The sequence below is a fragment of the Nostoc sp. 106C genome (genome assembly GCF_002154725.1).
Lineage (GTDB): Bacteria > Cyanobacteriota > Cyanobacteriia > Cyanobacteriales > Nostocaceae > Aulosira.
Genome location: NZ_MTAW01000104.1, coordinates 86428 through 103224 on the forward strand (window position 1 = coordinate 86428; position 16797 = coordinate 103224).

Below are 16797 nucleotides of genomic sequence, written 5' to 3' on the forward strand. Positions count from 1 at the left end.
CTCCTTGTCTCCCTTGTCTTCCTTGTCCTTTTTGTCCCCCAACTGATTGAATGTCTCTCGCTTACCCACGCCGTCAGCGGCAGCTTGAAAGTTTAGTTAAAAAATTTGGTCTACTAAAAGAAGCACCCATACAGTGGCAACTGCTTGATTTAGCGCTGACTCATCCTACTGTCTCTGAGTCAGCAAATTATGAACAACTGGAGTTTGTCGGTGATGCTGTCGTGCGGTTAGTAGCGGCTGTGGTTTTATGGGAACATTATCCAGATTGTCCAGTGGGGGATTTTGCAGCAATTCGTTCGGTTTTAGTGAGCGATCGCATTCTCGCTCAATTAGCCAGAGAATATGGTTTAGAGCTGTATTTATTAGTCGCTGGCAGTGCTACTGCTGATAAAGTTGGTCAAGAATCTCGGCTGGCCGATGCCTTTGAAGCTGTTCTTGGTGCATTGTACCTCAGCACGAACAATCTCGATCTCATCCGTTCTTGGCTAGACCCTCATTTCAAACAACTAGCAGCAGAAATTCGTCTCGATCCAGCTAGGTTGAACTACAAAGCTGCTCTGCAAGAATGGACTCAGGCGCAATTTAAAGTTTTACCTGAATATCGCGTTGTGGAAGTTACTCAACCTCACCGCAATCAAGAGCGTTTTGTTGCTGAAGTTTGGTTGCATGGTAAACAGTTAGGTCAAGGCAAAGGGCGTTCTATTAAAGCCGCGGAACAAGCCGCTGCCAAAGTAGCTTTTTTATCTATTAGTAATCCGGAACAACCCTGAACTCAACAGACGCTGTATGCGCAGATAATTCAGTTATTAGTCCAGAGTTAAAGTTTAGTGTCAAAAATTTAACTCTTGACTCTTGACTCTTGACTAATAACCAATAACTTATGAATAACCAAATTACAATTGCTATCCTAGGCGTTGGGCGTTGGGGCGTGCATTTGCTAAGGAATTTTTTAGAACATCCTCAAGTCCGTATTGGCGCGGTAGTAGACCCAAACTCTGAAAGGTTGGCAGAGGTAAAACGGCAATTTAAGTTAAATGACAATGTATTATTAACAACTGAGTGGCAGGCTATAAAGCAAGTGCCAGATATGAGCGCAGTGGCGATCGCTACTCCAGCCACCATTCATTATGATTTGATTAAGTATGCTCTTAACCAGGGATACCATGTTTTGGCAGAAAAGCCTTTAACTTTAGACCCATTAGAATGTTGTGAACTTTGCCAGTTAGCAGATCTGCGGCATTTAATACTGATGGTGGATCACACATATTTATTTCACCCAGCCGTTGAGAAAGGGCAAGCTGTGATTCAGGCAGGTAAGTTAGGTAATTTACGCTATGGCTACGCCACCCGCACTCATTTAGGACCAGTGCGACAAGATGTGGATGCATTGTGGGACTTAGCTATTCACGATATTGCCATTTTTAACAGTTGGCTGGGTCAGCTACCAGTAAAAGTGCAAGCAACAGGTACGATGTGGTTGCAAAAAGAGGACACGGGGACATGGGGATGCGGAGACACGGAGAATGTCTTTGTGTCTTCTTCCTCCCTCAAGCAAGGGCTAGCTGACTTAGTATGGGTAACCCTAACATATGCAGATGGCTTTCAAGCCTATATCCATCTATGCTGGCTGAATACCGATAAACAAAGACGGTTGGCGGTTGTAGGTAATCGTGGTAGCTTGATTTTCGATGAAATGTCTAGACTATCGCCTTTAACCCTGCTACATGGTGAGTTTGATTTCCAAGACAATCAATTTCTGCCTGTGAATCAAAGCCAAGAGGTGCTGGAAATAGAAAAAGGCGAACCATTACAGCGGGTTTGCGATCGCTTTATTTCTTGTATCCTCAAAAATACTCCTCCAGTTGTCTCATCTGGCTGGGTAGGCACAGAGTTAGTGAAAATTCTCGCTGCCCTCACAGTATCTCTCCAACGGGGTGGGCAAGCTGTGTCTCTAAAAGCTGAGAACTGGGGATTAGAGGCTGGTGACTGGGAACTCAAGAGTGGGAACTGGGTACTGAAGACTGAGGACTGCGGGTTAGGGGACAAGAAAGATAAAGGAGAAATCACTAATGATCAAACCTCTATCTTTCCGAAGTACCGTTAGCACAAGCTTCTCCTGTCGGTAGGCTAGAAAAGACACTTTGCTGACTAAGAAGACTGACTTCACGAGTATCTTCTAAAAGCGGCAACTCGTCATTGGCTTCATCTATCCCTGTTATTGTAGATTCTTGGATTTCTCTAGAATCTAGCAGTTGTTCTTGTTGAAGGTTAACATAGCCGTTCATTCCCCTTTTTGCATCATCTATGGCGGAGACTTCAATATTCTTTAAATTTCCTTCCTCTTCTGGAGGAGATAACAGCGAAATATCAATTAAAGGCAAAGTGATAGTTACCGTCGTGCCATGATGAAGCCCCGTACTCTTCAGGGTAATACTACCTTTCATGAGTTCGATTAAGTTGCGTGAAATCGCTAGTCCTAATCCCGTGCCTTCAACTTTGCGCGTACTTGCACCATCTACCATTACAAAGGGGCGAAATAGTTTATGCTGTTGAGCAGGATCAATCCCCATGCCTGTATCTGTGACATGAATCAATACCTGAGATTGATCGTAGCTTTCCTGAATTTCACAAGCGATCGTGATGCTTCCCTGTTCGGTGAATTTAGTAGCATTGCCAATTACATTAATCAGGACTTGCTTGAGCTTTGCTGCATCCGCCTTCACTGGAATTGACTCGCTGCCCAGGTCAGTTTTCAGCTGTAAGCCTCTTTGTTGCACATTTACTGACTGTAAATTAATTACTTCTAAAAGTAAGGTCCGGAGGTCTAGCGGTTCTGTAACTACTGAAAGCTTGCCTGCTTCAATTTTAGAAATGTCGAGTAAATCATTAATAATTCCTAATAGATGAATCGCTGTTTCATCAGCACGCTTGAGGAAGTCTATTTCTTCTTCTCGGTTATCGCATAAGCCATCGTGAACCAGGCGAACACAGTTAATAATAATATGTAATGGATTACGTAACTCATGAGAAGTTGTAGCTATAAACTGAGTTTTAATTTGATTAGCAGTTTTTGCTTCCTTCCAAGCTATTTCTAGTTCTTCTGCCCAAGCTTTTAGTCTTTCAACCATTTGGTCTAAAGCTTGTGCTAGTTGATTAAACTCTCTAATTTTAAAATTGTGGGGAACTGGTTGGGCGGTGTGATGGCTGTCAATATTGAGAGCATAATCTCGTAATTCTTCTACAGGCCCTGCAAGGTAGGGAGCTAAATATAAGGATGCCAATAAACTTGCACCTATTAAGCCCACTGTTAAAACGATGAGAATCAACTTTATTTCTTCCAAACCAAAAAGAGCATTGTCTACACTGGTAACAGCTAAAACAATCCATTTTCGCTGCGATTGTTGATTGATGGGATCTGTAATCGCCGTATAACCAGCTACTAATTCTTGCCCTTGTTGAAAAGATAAATCTGTAGAACCTGTTTGCCCGATGTTCGCATTTTGAATAATACGTCGGAGTTGGGAAGCATCTGAGTACTGTTGAATATTACTCCCCACTCTTTCTGGTAATGGATGCGCTAAAATTGTGCCATCTTCAGCGATGACTACCAGAGAGCCTGTGAGCGATCCCGGCTGTTTAGTAGTTTGTTGGTACAATGCTGACTGAAGACTTAAGCTGTAGAGCAATTGACCCGCACTATTGAAGACTGGAGCTGACATTAATAATCGCAATTGGTTTTGCGGATCTCTGGAACCAGTGGTTCCTGCCTTGGGAGGTAATATTGCTGTAATATCAACTCCTTGGCTGGGCAAAGATGAACTCAGTTCGCCAATTGGTTTGTCGTCACAAGTACTGGTAACTATTTTGTCTGTTTGTACATTTTTTAATTGAATACACTCAATTTGGATTGGCAATTGCTGTGCTATCTGAGTGAGAAATTCTTGCGCCTCAGTCAGTGAACGAGGTTGTATAACTTTTGTTTTACTAATAATGAACAAACTTGTTTTCAAGGTAGCGATCGCATCTACAATCTTCTCTCCTTTAAGAACAGCACTTTCTGTTAAGTTCTGTCGAGCAGTTTTCAATAGGCTAGTGCGTGCCTTATTTAAGGCGACAATTTCTCCTATTAATAACACCGGGACAAACAGCAGCAATATTCTTGTTAATAAAATACGCCGAAAGGATGATTGACGCGTCTTAGCCATCGAACGTCTCACTTCGCATCTGCAAACCACAACAGCCAACGATATGCAATTAGACCAGCTAGATGAGACATCTTATTAAGTTATCAGTACTCTATTGGCAAATGCTAAAGATATCAAAGTTTGCATCTGCAAAAAGAAACATGGTATACCAAAACCCGTGAAGGTTAGCTGTAAAAAAGACTTTTGTTGCATATCTATGACAGTGGTGAAATCATCAAACAGGAGCTTGGATGTATGGATTTTTGTTAAATCAACACACAACAAGGAAAATATTAAAAATATCAAATCAACTCAATGGTGCAACATCGTCCTCATACCACAGTGGTTTTGGCAATGAGTGCAGATGGCAAAATAGCAGACTTTAGGCGATCGCCTGCTCGGTTTGGCTCAAAGGCTGATAAAGCACACCTGGAAAAACAAATCGCTGCCTCTGATGCCGTTCTCTTTGGTGCCGGTACTCTCCGTGCATACGGTACTACACTAACCGTATCACATCCTACACTGCTGCAACGTCGAACACAGGAGGGCAAATCTACCCAACCAGTTCATATAGTCATTACACAATCTGCTAACCTCAATCCGGAAATTCACTTTTTTAAACAACCAATTCAACGTTGGTTGCTTACGACTAGAGCCGGGGCACTTTCCTGGCAAGGATGCTCGGAATTCGAGCAAATTCTGGTTTTTGAAACACCAAATGGCAAGATTGATACTCCTGCCGCTTTAAAACACCTGGTATCTCTACATATAACACGCCTAGCAGTATTGGGGGGTGGGGAGTTAGTGGCTTCAATGCTGGAACTAGATTTAATAGATGAATTATGGTTGACGGTATGTCCTTTGATTTTAGGTGGTGCTAATGCACCCACACCTACCGCAGGTGAAGGATTTCTCGCGAATTTGGCTCCCCGTCTCCAACTTCTGGAAGTTAATCAAGTTGACCAGGAAGTGTTTTTACACTATCGGCTACAACGACAAGCATCTTAGATTACCCTAATAAGGGTTGGGCATTGGGCATTTTCCTCTTGTCTTTCCTATTCCCCCAATTCCCAGTCTCTAGTCCCTAATTTTCCTAAAAACCCACACGATGATAGAAAAACTAAAACCTCGCTATTCTATCGTTTGGATCAACACCATTGCCGAAATTCCCCAACAAGCTTGGGATGCTTTGGCATTGACGCTCAAAACTCCTTTTTTAGAGTGGGAGTGGTTGAACAATCTGGAAACATCCCACAGTGCTACGCGGAGAACAGGTTGGTTACCAAATCACTTAACACTGTGGCGTGACAGAACGCTAATTGCAGCGGCTCCACTCTACCTGAAAGGACATAGTGCTGGCGAATTTGTTTTCGATCACCAGTGGGCAAATTTAGCTGAACGTATTGGGGTGGAGTATTACCCGAAATTGTTGGGAATGACACCATTTACTCCTGCTGAAGGCTATCGCTTCTTAATTGCCTCTGGAGAAGATGAGGATGAAATTACAGCCTTGATGCTGCATGAAATCGACTCTTTCTGCACTAAGCATCGCATTTCTGGGTGTCATTTTCTTTATGTCGATCCCGAATGGCGTCCTGTGCTGGAAAGACAAGGCTTTACTCCTTGGTTGCATCACAGTTACATCTGGGAAAATAATGGGTTTAAGAATTTTGATGACTACTTAGCTGTGTTCAACGCCAATCAACGCCGTAATATTAAGCGGGAACGCAAAGCAGTAGAGAAGGCAGGTTTAAGACTGCAACCACTGACTGGGGATGAAATTCCTCATTCTTTGTTTTCTTTGATGTATCAGTTTTATGCGGATACTTGTGACAAGTTTGGCTGGTGGGGTAGTAAATACTTAACAAAGCGGTTTTTTGAACAGTTACATAGCAGTTATCGCCATCGAGTATTGTTTTTTGCGGCCTACAGCGAGCAAGATAGTCGCCACCCGATAGGAATGTCTTTTTGTCTATTTAAAGACGACAGACTTTATGGGCGCTATTGGGGAAGTTTTCAAGAAATAGATTGCTTGCATTTTGATGCTTGCTATTATGCGCCGATTCAGTGGGCGATCGCTAACGATATCCAAATTTTTGACCCTGGTGCTGGTGGACGCCACAAAAAACGGCGTGGATTTCCTGCTAAACCCAATCACAGTCTGCACCGCTTTTACAACAGCCGTTTAGAAAAAATTTTGCTGCCTTATATCAAGGAAGTGAATCAACTCGAACAGCAAGAAATTGAGGCAATGAATGCTGAATTACCTTTCAGCAACCGAGATGTTTAGGGACAATAATTTACAAACAAACCAAGAATTCACAGGAAGATATGAAAGGAAGAATTACACTTGAAATGGAGTAGAAATTTGCAGAAATTTGATTTTAATAATGACTATGGATTTGATAGTAGAAGACTTGGCTGCAATTGACGATCAGCTTTCTCACCGTCATATTGAACTCGATCCTAGTGGATATTTCATTATTTACTTGGATCGGGAGGCAAAGTTAATTTATGCCAAGCATTTTACAAATGTAATTGATGAGCGCGGTTTAGCTGTAGATCCAGAAACAGGAAAGGTGATTCCCGCTAAAGGAAAAGTAGAAAGAACTCACACAACTGTATTTAGTGCGAGAACCGCCAAGGAACTTTGCGTCAAAATATTTGAAGAAACTCAGCCCTGTCCAGTAAGTCTTTTAGACCATGCAGCTTATTTAGGTAGAGAATTTCTCCGAGCTGAGGTGGCTTTAGTGACAGGGCAAGAGTACATTCAAGATTAGGCTGTCATTAGTCATTTGTCCTTTGTCTTTTGTATCAATAACTAATGACTAATGACCAATGACGAATTACAGCATTAGCTATTAGCCATTGTTCGTTGGTTGGTTAACTTGGTAAAGATAGTAAGTTGCCATTGGGATAATAGTAGCAGCAATTAATAGCCCTACCACCCAAGCAGTGGCATTACCTTTATCTTTGTCAGTTTCTTCTGCTGTCTTGAATGTGCCTTCTACCTGCACATTCTCAACGATTTTGGGTGGGCCGGGATCGGTTTGCCCAGAAAGGACTGCGACTAGGCGATCGCTTGCATCTAAGAAAGCTTGGTTATATTTGTTACCATTGCGCAATGGAGCCATGACGGTTTCCGAAGCTACGCTCTCAGCAATAGAGTCTGACAGCAAAGATTTGGCTTTATCTCCAGTAATAATGGCGGTGCCATTGGTAACTGTATCAATTACCAAGAGGGTTTGATTAGCTTGTGCTTCTTTTGTGGGAAACCATTTTTCAAACAACGCTTTGGCAAAACTTTCTGGTGTTTCCCCATAGTCGAGTCGGCGAATGGTGACAATTCTGGTTTCGTAACCAGTTTTCTTGGCCAAATCTGCCAAAGTGCTGCTAATCTTACCTTCATTCACACGGCTGATTGCATCGGCTTGATCCACAACCCAAGTGCTATTATCTGCTGCAAGGTTGGGTATTTGATATGCGCCAGTGGCTAACGCCGAAGGTACGACGACCAGAAAAGAAACTAGAGCGATCGCTAGTAATGGCAGAATTAGTCTAATCAGGTATTTTGGGATGATAACTACTTGGTTGAGGAGCTGTTTCATTGGATAAACTCTCAGACAGTATTGCACCAAAAATACTACACAACCACTGTCAAAATCACCTGGTTTATGGCTTTTTCCACTTGAAAGTTTTAGCTATAACCCAAAGATGGATTTTATTGTGAAAGTTTTGCGGCTCAAATGAGTTTTGATTGTCGCTAGTACAAACTGCTATCGCCAAGAAATACCGCCCGATTTAGGAATTTAACTAAATTGGGCGGATTTTGCAAACCATTGGGAGATTATACCATATATTTTTAGATTTTCGACTGCATATCTTAGATTTTTTAATATCTGCGACAATTTGCTCTGCCATAAATTACAGACAACAGACTAGAAAAGTTTGATGAATTAGCGATCGCATAGTTGTAGTTACGTAGCAAAAGAAGTTTCACCACTGTATTGAAAGAAAAATTGGGAACGGTTCCAGGGATTTTAGGCAATAGAGACGATCGGTGGATAGGCTATGCTCCCTCGAACTGAGCTTAATTTACACTGCTACACTGGTAATTAAAGACAACTAATGTTAGCAAAAAACCCACGATAATAAGTTCAATGAATACTGTTGTTCTCAATCTCGAACCGATCGCTCATTTAACCGATGAGCAATTTTATCAATTGTGTCTTGTTAATAGAGATTTAAGCCTAGAAATGAATGCAGCAGGAGAATTAATTATTGTGCCACCCGTGGGAGGAGAAAGCGGAAATCAAGAAGCAGACTTAATTACAGACTTGAATAATTGGAATCGTCAAGCTAAATTAGGTAAAGTTTTTAGTTCTTCAACTATTTTTATCCTGCCAAATGGTGCAAAACGTTCCCCTGACGCGGCTTGGGTAAAGTTGGAACGGTGGGAAGCTTTAACACCAGAACAGCGAAAAAAATTTCCGCCACTTGTACCTGATTTTGCCATTGAACTGCGTTCTGAAACAGATAGGCTCCAACCTCTCCAAGACAAAATGCAGGAATATATAGAAAATGGTTTGCGTTTGGGTTGGCTGATTAATCCTCAAGATGCCACAGTGGAAATTTACCGACACAACAAAGCTGTGGAAGTGGTGCAAATGCCAGCGATTATTTCTGGAGAAGATGTATTACCTGGATTTGAATTGCAAGTGTAACTAAACGATAAGAATGATGGACTTGATAGTTTTTTTGAATATAAAAGTTTTATGAATGAGCGATCGCATAGTTGTAGTATCCACAACGATGTTGAATAGCAGCGATCGTATTAAATACAGTTTCGATAAACGTAGATTTGTAACCAGTTGGTTTTAGTAGTATGTTTGCTAAATAAGGTAGCGCTTCAGGATTACCTTTTTTTTCTAATGCTTCAGCAGCAAATGTTATATAAGTATCATCACTATCATCAATCTGATCGCAGGTTAAATAGTGATTTAAAGCTTCTACCAATGCTGCTATAGCTGCTTGAGAACCAATTTTTCCTAATGCTGTCGCTGCTGTTAATTTAATCAAAGGACAGCCATAATTTAAAGCATGAATTAGTGAGGGAATCGCTTTTTCTGAGCCAAGTTCTCCCAAAATCGTCGCAGCACTCTCCTGAACAAATTCATTTTGATTATTCATGGCTTCGATGAGAAATGGAACAGCTGCATCAGAGCCAATGTTACCTAAAGCAAAAGCAGCAGCTTGGATACGAACTTTAGAATTTTCATGCTGTAAAACTTCAATTAATGCTGGTACAGCGATATCATCACCAATTTTTCCCAAGGTAGATGCAGCCATTTTCACAACATAAGGGTCTTTGTCCCTTAAAGATGGAATCAATAAGTATACAATTTCCTCTCTACCTATTTCTGCTAATGCTTCAGCAGCCCTACCACGAACCCAAGGATTTTGATGATTCAAAGCATGAATTAATCCGGCTTCAGCTAACTGAGAGCCAATTTGCCCCAAGATGTCAGGAGCTAACCAATAGACATCTGAGTTTTGATGGTTTAACGCTTTGATCAATGCTCTCACGGCTATCTCAGATTTAATTTCGCCAAGAGCAAAGGTAGCACTCCAGGGAACACAGCTTTCCTCATCATTCAATGCTTCTACCAGATAGAGAATGGCATAGTCAGAACGTGTCATCCCCAAAAGTTGAACTTTCAATACTTCAGGGATTTGTAATGCAGTTACCAAACCCACAGTTTGCACTTGAAACTCTGGTTTGACTGCTCCTGCTAACTTTGCACCTAATCGCAAATCTACCTCTAAGGCTAACCTGACAACTCGTAACGCCTGAGCCTCATCCTCTAGCTGCGCTAACATCTGCGTTATAGGTTCTGTCCATTGCAGGTAATTGAGGTAATCTCGTTGCAGTTGCTCATCACTCAACTGGGCTAGCTGTTGCAGGAGATTGTTAGACTCTAAGGGCAGTTGACGGTAGAATTCCATTTGCTTTCCTCAACTTACAGCAATGGATGTTGGCTCCTCAGTATAAATATATGACTATCATCCTCACTAACGACGACGGTATCGATGCGCCTGGAATTAAAGCGCTGCTCAATGCTGTCAAGGACAAAAAAGTAATTATCGCTGCGCCGAGAGATCATCAATCTGGCTGTGGACATCAAGTTACTACTACTCGCCCCATTACTCTCCAACGACGTTCGCAAACTGAATATGCGATCGCCGGGACTCCCGCTGATTGTGTGAGAATTGCAATCTCACAAATTAGTGAAGATATCAAATTTGTGTTGTCGGGGATCAATGCTGGGGGGAACTTGGGCGTGGATGCCTATATTTCCGGTACAGTGGCGGCGGTGCGAGAAGCCGCAATGAACGGTATTCCCGGAATTGCCATTTCTCACTATCGCAAAGCCAAGCAAAATTTTGATTGGGAACTCGCCGCTAAATTTACGGCTGAAGTTTTGGCTGACTTACTCCAACGTCCCCTAGAACCAGGAAACTTCTGGAATGTGAATTTGCCACATCTGCAACCAGGAGAACCATACCCAGAAGTGGTGTTTTGCCAACCCTGTACCAAAGCTTTGCCAATTAACTACCGGATTGACGGCGATGATTTTTATTATGTAGGGGAATATAGCAAACGCGATCGCACTCCTGGTAGCGATGTCGATGTCTGTTTTTCTGGCAACATTGCTGTTACCAAATTAAGGGTGTAAATGTAGTCAAGAGTCAAGGGTCATTTTTCATAGGTCATTTGTCAAAAGCCAAATATTTCTTCCTCCCCCTGCTCTCCTGCCTTTATCCTTCCTCATCTGTCCCTTGTAGCAGTATCATCAGTTTATCTAGGGTTTGTGTCAGTTGGCTGAGTTTTTGTAATGAATCATCTTGGGATTCAGCAAGAGTCTGTACAGCGTCACATAATGCGAAAATTTGATAACCCTGCTGCTGTAACTGCTTTCCTTGCGCTTCGACTTGCACGCTGAGAGTCTCCAGTCTTTGCGCAAGGCTCTCAATTGTCTCCGTAGTAGAAAGTACTGCTTCGCCGATTTGCTCAACAATCGATTCCAAGCGACCGATTTTAACTTCGACTCCTGTTGTCATCATGATCTTTACCACCCTAATTTTGAGAGATCAATATAGTAATATCGCTACGGATCTTGAATAATTTAATATACGCATTAACACCAGGAAACCGCCACTATTAAAATCTAATTAATAATTGTTACGTATTTATTCGTAGCAAATTATAGCGAGAATAAACTTAATTACAAATTTGCCTCATGTTCACTTACCTTATTCCGGAAATGTTGAATTAACTTTACCTTAAAAATATAAAAAATCCGGCTCTCACCAGTCTTGTTAAAGATCAAGTAAATACACGTAAAAAATAAAATATTTTTAATACTCTTAAGTTTATATTCAAATCAAGGTTAAGTAATTTTACTTTGATCGCTTGATATTAAGCCGGATGATGTACCCTATACAATTACACAGTGTTTTTCAAAGCGCCACTTCTACAGCTTGGGATTTAGAATTTATTCCTCATCCCTCGGTAAAATCTAAATTTAAACGTTGTCTAGATATTTTGGGTAGCTTAGTAGGGTTGTTAATTTTAGCAATTGTGTTTGTGCCAATTGCGATCGCGATTAAAATCGATAGTCCAGGTGCAATCTTCTTTACTCAAGAACGCTATGGATATCTAGGGCAACCATTCCGTATTCGGAAATTTCGCTCAATGGTTAGTAATGCGGAGCATTTAAAATCTTTAGTTAAAAATGAGGCTAAAGGACTCATTTTTAAAAATCAAAAGGACTTTCGGGTAACTAATATAGGCCGCTTTTTGCGACGTACTAGCTTAGACGAACTTCCTCAGTTTTGGAATGTTTTAGTAGGTGAAATGAGTCTAGTAGGTACACGTCCACCTACTGCTGATGAAGTAGTTAATTATTCACCGCGTCACTGGCAACGTTTGAATGTCAAACCTGGTTTAACTGGCGAATGGCAAGTTAATGGTCGTTCTCAAATTACAGATTTTGAACAAATAGTTGATTTAGATCTACGTTACCAGCAAAATTGGCATATATTTTATGACTTGTTGCTGATTGGAAGAACATTTTATGTCATCTTCCATAAAATAGGAGCTTGCTAATTACAAGATTTCTCTAATATGAAGAATTCGTAATTCGTAATTGATTTTTAGATAGGAATTTAGAAACCAAAAGCAACGAGGTTGCTTCTTTAAGCAAGAAATTCTCGGGACTGCTTAAATTACGAATTACGAATTACGAATTAGTAATTATTAATTATTCTGATTTGTTTAGATTACTAAGTTAATTGCATTGCGCAAGAATACGATACCGATCGCAAAAAAAGCTAACCCAGCAAAGCGAATTCTATTTGGCATCATTGAGTACATTTCTCTAGTACTCATAACTACAGCACATTGAGTTAAGGTAATGCCTAGTACATAAATAACTAAAGGCATCATTCCAGTTTCAATGGCAGATCCAGTACCAGCATAACCGTGAAATAAACCTGCGATCGCTCCTAGCAGTGAAAGTAACAGCCAGTTCGGTTGTTTTAACATCATCAGCATAGCGCCAAAGGCGATTGTGGAAGTTGCAATCCCAATTTCTGCACCTGCTAAATTCACCTGGAACAGATGCATTACTGTACCAAAAACTCCTGCTGACACAAAAGCCGCAGCAATCAAAGCGCCACGAACCATTCCAGCTGAGAGTAAGCCTATGGCTACAAGACTAGCCAAACGATCTAAGCTAATTACTGGATCTGCGATTCCCCAAAGCAAGCCTTCCCAAGAATTAGAAATAGATGGATGAAAGTCAAATCCACTCAATGAACTCAATATGCTAATTAAAACTAGAGATGCGATCGCCCCAGCATGACGACGCTGTAACCTAGTAGTGGATGTTGATAACTCAACTGTTAACATCAATTTATACCGAATACTTATGTTTTTTGGTAATTTATATTACCCAAAGTTCTCAAAAAACTAACATAGTCTTGACTATAAATATCGGTAAATACGTAAAATTATGTAAAAACAGCAATTTTACCTAACTTTTAATTAATGCTTGAACTAGAGGGAACTATTTTATCTACTGGTTTAATTCTCAATGATTCAGCAGATTTCATTCGCATTGGAATTTGAATTGCAATTTCTGTTCCTTGCTCTGTTGCTGAAATACACTTTAACTGACCACCATGTTGAGCAATAATTTGGTGGCTAATAGACATACCTAGATTTGTAATTGTACTAGATTTCTTAATAAATAAGGGATCAAGTATTTTTTCTTGTACCTCTTGTGTCATACCACAGCCATTATCAGTAAACCGAATCAGCACTTGATTGCTGTCTTCTAAAACCTCAGTATGAATGCGAATTTGAGGCTTATTAGTTGAGACTTTTAAACTATCAATAGCATTATTTAGGATATTAATAAATACTTGATTAAGTTGTCCAGGATAACACTCCACTTTCGGTAATTTACCATACTCTTTAATAACTTGGATCTCCGCATGATCCGTTTTGCCTTTTAAGCGATTTTGTAAAATTAGGAGAGTGCTATCAATTCCTTCGTGAATATCAACTTCCTTTATATTTGCTTCATCTAATCGAGAAAAATTTCGTAAACCTAAGATTAGTTTGCGAATGCGATCGGCTCCCATTTGTATAGAGGATAAGATTTTAGGTAAGTCTTCTCTAATGAAATCGAGATCAATCTTCTCAACCCGAACTTGAATTTCTGATTGGGGAATTGGATAGCATTCTTGGTAAAGTGAAACTAAATCGAGCAAGTTTTCGGCATATTCATTAGCTGCTGTACTATTGCCATAAATAAAATTAATCGGGTTGTTAATTTCATGAATAATACCCGCAACTAATTGTCCTAAACAAGACATTTTTTCGCTATGAATTAGTTGAGCCTGCGTTTTTTCTAATTCTTGCAGTGTAAGTTTCAGTTGACTGTTAGCTACCTCCAGTTGTGCTGGACTTGGCAAAGCGAGGGCTTGAGGAATTATCGGCAGTAATACAATAGCTGTATAAATTGAAATAAAAGCCGTGATCGCTTTAATTAAACCAGACAGCCAATAAGTTGGATGCCAAAGCGTCCATATTTCCATTAAGTGTGTTGTACCACAGGAAACGATGAAAGCACCAAATAATAGAAGTATTGATTTAAAGGGCAAATCCTCTCGCTTTCTAACAAAGTAAACCAGCGCAATCGGAATCGAGAAATAGGCTAAGGCAATCAAAAAATCTGAGAGGATATGTAGTAATACTAACCCTGGTTTCCACAGGTAGCAGTGTCCATGCGGAATAAATCCTCCATCAACAAAGAAACTTTGTAGTAATTGCAGCATAGAGTATTTACTTTGTATAATTTGTCAAGTAAGTAACTTGACAAATTATACGCATACTACAGAGGATTGTCTCTAGTACTGAAACCCTAATGTAATAACTCCTCTATCTGATGCTGGCTCCACAACTTCCTGTAAAGACCTTGTTGTTGCACCAGTTCTAAATGATTGCCCATCTGGACAATTTTCCCATTATCGATCACAAAAATGCGGTCAGCCGCAGCAGCAGCAGATAGTTGATGAGTAATAAAAACAACTGTTTTTTTATCAGTACCACTAGAGAGATTTTTTAGAATTTGTGTAGCAGTTTGATTATCTACACTGGAGAGGGCATCATCTAATATTAAAACTGGCGCATCAACTAGCATTGCCCTAGCCAAGGCAGTACGTTGCCGCTGCCCACCAGAAAGCGTAATTCCGCGTTCACCTACTATAGTCTCGTATTGCTGCGGAAAATTGCTAATTTCTGAGTGAATTTGTGCCTGTTGCGCTACCAGCTCTACATTCTGCTGTTCTCTGATTGGATCGCCGTAGCGGATATTATTTTTAATTGTGGTGCTGAACAGAAAGCTATCTTGGGGAACATAGGCGATCGCACCTCGTAAATCTGCTAATGCTATCTTCGTAATATCCAACCCATCCAGAAATAAATGCCCTGATTCAATTTCCAACAAGCGTGGTAAGGCATTTGCTAAAGTAGATTTCCCCGAACCGATAGCTCCAACAATTGCCACCGTTTCCCCAGGATTGATCGTAAAGTTGAGATTTTCTAAAGCAGGGGTAGTAGCACCTGGGTAAGTGTAACTGAAATTTTTAGCCGTCAATTTCCCCTGAACTTCATTCTTGGGTAAATGGATGACATCGGTTGTGTCTTGAATCTTCGGTGTTACTGAGAGAATAGACTCTAGGCGATCGATACTCACCTCACCCCTTTGATAAGCAGTAATGGTAAATCCTAACAAAGCGGTAGGAAAAACTAGACGTTCTACATAAATTAGTAGTGCCAGAAAATCTCCAACAGCAAGAGTTCCAGCAGCAATTCGTGTTGCACCTAGCCAGATAATTACCAGTGAACTGATATTAGCTAAACCGCCAATCAGGGGAAACAGAGTATTTCGGCTTTTGGCTAGTTCCAAATTAGCAGACAATAGCGCCTGATTCTTCTTAGCAAAGGCTCGACGCTCGTTTTCTTCTTGAGCGTAAATTTTAATCAGGGCAATGCCGCTAATATCCTCTTGGATGAGTTCGCTAATGTCAGAAAGTTGCTCTTGTACCACCGTTTGTTGTTTACGGAGGCGATCGCTAAAAAGATGCACCAAGAAGAACATCAAGGGATATACTGCCAGGGAAGCTAAGGTGAGATCTACACTAATTGCCAACATCACTGGCAGTGTCAAAGTATAGGCAAACAATGTATTTGCTAAACTTAGGACTGCAAAACCCAACAACCGCTTGATATTTTCTACATCACTAGTAGCCCTACTAATTAAATCACCAATGGTATTGGTGGCAAAGTAAGAAGGCTCTAGCTTAAGTAAGTGTTCAAAAATCCGCTGTTTTAAGTCAAATTCCACCTCACGTCCCACGCCAAACAGCCAGATACGTGAAGCCATGCGGATTAACCACATTGCTGAACTGAGCAAGATGATAATGACTACGTAGTTTAAAACTTCGTACCAGCTAAAAGTTGTTGAGAGTTTTTCAACACAAGCGCGAATCAACCAAGGAATATAAACGCCTAATCCGTTTACAGTTAACAAAGCCAGAATACCCAACATTGCCTCCCGCCAATGGGGACGCAGGTAAGCACCAAGTTTAGCTAGTCGTCGAGATTTTACCATTCAGAAAAAAATCGGGGAGCAGAGGGCAGAGGAACTCAGAGCCGCAGAGAAATAACAAAGGACAATTGATCCTTCGGGTTCACCAGTTGCTACAACGGAGGCAGCCTCAACGGACAGTTTGCCGCCACTTGCTTTAAGCCGGAAACTCGTCCAACGCAGTGGCTCCTCAAGTCGGGTAACCCTTTCGGCAATTGCTCATAGGGGAAACCCCCAAGACCGCATTGCCTCACTACGCAACTGTCCTGTGCAACGCACTGGTTCACCAATGACAAATGACTCTTGCAAGCAAATCTACTGAACCTTCTTTTATTCTGGCAGAAATCATAGTTTAAAAAGGCCAGCCACCAGGACAGAGTGTCTTGGCCTTG

The 16797-nt window shown here is 41.0% G+C and carries 16 protein-coding genes; 9 read left to right on the forward strand and 7 right to left on the reverse strand.

The features are described 5' to 3' along the window. Positions 1-50 precede the first annotated feature (50 nt). Positions 51-770 (forward strand): ribonuclease III, encoded by a 720-nt coding sequence (gene rnc, locus BV375_RS14035; RefSeq protein WP_086761428.1) that lies wholly within the window; start codon positions 51-53, stop codon positions 768-770. 110 nt (positions 771-880) lie between these two features. Then, positions 881-2104, forward strand: coding sequence for a Gfo/Idh/MocA family oxidoreductase (locus BV375_RS14040; protein WP_208099118.1), 1224 nt, complete (start codon positions 881-883; stop codon positions 2102-2104). Here the strand turns inward: BV375_RS14040 and BV375_RS14045 are convergent. Further along, a complete protein-coding gene (locus tag BV375_RS14045) occupies positions 2082-4205 on the reverse strand; it encodes an ATP-binding protein (protein WP_086761430.1) in 2124 nt (707 codons plus the stop codon). The two genes, BV375_RS14040 and BV375_RS14045, sit on opposite strands and share 23 nt — an antisense overlap. 294 nt (positions 4206-4499) lie before the next feature. On the opposite strand from BV375_RS14045, the gene BV375_RS14050 reads away from it, so the two are divergent. The 3 genes from BV375_RS14050 (at position 4500) to BV375_RS14060 (ending at position 6964) form a co-directional block, all read left to right on the forward strand. Continuing rightward, complete coding sequence (locus BV375_RS14050; protein ID WP_086761432.1) at positions 4500-5192, forward strand: RibD family protein; 693 nt, start codon at positions 4500-4502, stop codon at positions 5190-5192. Positions 5193-5292: 100 nt separating this feature from the next. Further along, positions 5293-6474, forward strand: a complete 1182-nt coding sequence (locus BV375_RS14055) for a GNAT family N-acetyltransferase (RefSeq protein ID WP_086761434.1) — start codon at positions 5293-5295, stop codon at positions 6472-6474. Positions 6475-6580: 106 nt separating this feature from the next. Next, positions 6581-6964, forward strand: a complete 384-nt coding sequence (locus BV375_RS14060) for a DUF4346 domain-containing protein (RefSeq protein WP_086761436.1) — start codon at positions 6581-6583, stop codon at positions 6962-6964. A gap of 81 nt (positions 6965-7045) precedes the next feature. Here BV375_RS14060 and BV375_RS14065 read toward each other — a convergent pair whose 3' ends face one another. Next, on the reverse strand, positions 7046-7792 hold the full coding sequence (locus tag BV375_RS14065) for a TPM domain-containing protein (RefSeq protein WP_086761438.1): 747 nt from the start codon (positions 7790-7792) through the stop codon (positions 7046-7048). 552 nt (positions 7793-8344) lie between these two features. Here BV375_RS14065 and BV375_RS14070 point away from each other — a divergent pair. Then, on the forward strand, positions 8345-8908 hold the full coding sequence (locus tag BV375_RS14070; protein WP_086761440.1) for a Uma2 family endonuclease: 564 nt from the start codon (positions 8345-8347) through the stop codon (positions 8906-8908). 49 nt (positions 8909-8957) lie between these two features. Here the strand turns inward: BV375_RS14070 and BV375_RS14075 are convergent, their stop codons facing one another. Continuing rightward, complete coding sequence (locus BV375_RS14075; protein ID WP_086761442.1) at positions 8958-10190, reverse strand: HEAT repeat domain-containing protein; 1233 nt, start codon at positions 10188-10190, stop codon at positions 8958-8960. Between the two features lie 50 nt (positions 10191-10240). On the opposite strand from BV375_RS14075, the gene surE reads away from it, so the two are divergent. Next, positions 10241-10921, forward strand: a complete 681-nt coding sequence (gene surE, locus BV375_RS14080) for a 5'/3'-nucleotidase SurE (RefSeq protein WP_086761444.1) — start codon at positions 10241-10243, stop codon at positions 10919-10921. An 82-nt stretch (positions 10922-11003) separates the two neighbouring features. Here the strand turns inward: surE and BV375_RS14085 are convergent, their stop codons facing one another. Continuing rightward, positions 11004-11309, reverse strand: a complete 306-nt coding sequence (locus BV375_RS14085; RefSeq protein WP_086761446.1) for a hypothetical protein — start codon at positions 11307-11309, stop codon at positions 11004-11006. Between the two features lie 367 nt (positions 11310-11676). On the opposite strand from BV375_RS14085, the gene BV375_RS14090 reads away from it, so the two are divergent. Continuing rightward, the gene (locus BV375_RS14090; protein WP_086761448.1) at positions 11677-12354 is read left to right on the forward strand and encodes a sugar transferase; all 678 of its coding nucleotides are present in this window, start codon (positions 11677-11679) and stop codon (positions 12352-12354) included. Positions 12355-12522: 168 nt separating this feature from the next. Here the strand turns inward: BV375_RS14090 and BV375_RS14095 are convergent, their stop codons facing one another. The 3 genes from BV375_RS14095 to BV375_RS14105 all read right to left on the reverse strand — a co-directional run bounded on the left by BV375_RS14095 (position 12523) and on the right by BV375_RS14105 (position 16429). After that, entirely contained in the window at positions 12523-13158 is a 636-nt protein-coding gene (locus tag BV375_RS14095; RefSeq protein ID WP_086761450.1) for a HupE/UreJ family protein, read from the reverse strand. Between the two features lie 131 nt (positions 13159-13289). Beyond that, the gene (locus tag BV375_RS14100; protein WP_086761452.1) at positions 13290-14591 is read right to left on the reverse strand and encodes an ATP-binding protein; all 1302 of its coding nucleotides are present in this window, start codon (positions 14589-14591) and stop codon (positions 13290-13292) included. Between the two features lie 86 nt (positions 14592-14677). Next, positions 14678-16429 carry an ABC transporter ATP-binding protein gene (locus tag BV375_RS14105; RefSeq protein WP_086761454.1) on the reverse strand — a complete coding sequence of 584 codons (1752 nt, stop codon included), beginning with the start codon at positions 16427-16429 and terminating at the stop codon, positions 14678-14680. A gap of 118 nt (positions 16430-16547) precedes the next feature. Between BV375_RS14105 and BV375_RS35980 the strand changes: the two genes are divergently transcribed. Continuing rightward, positions 16548-16727, forward strand: a complete 180-nt coding sequence (locus tag BV375_RS35980) for a hypothetical protein (protein WP_143842086.1) — start codon at positions 16548-16550, stop codon at positions 16725-16727. Positions 16728-16797: the final 70 nt, after the last annotated feature.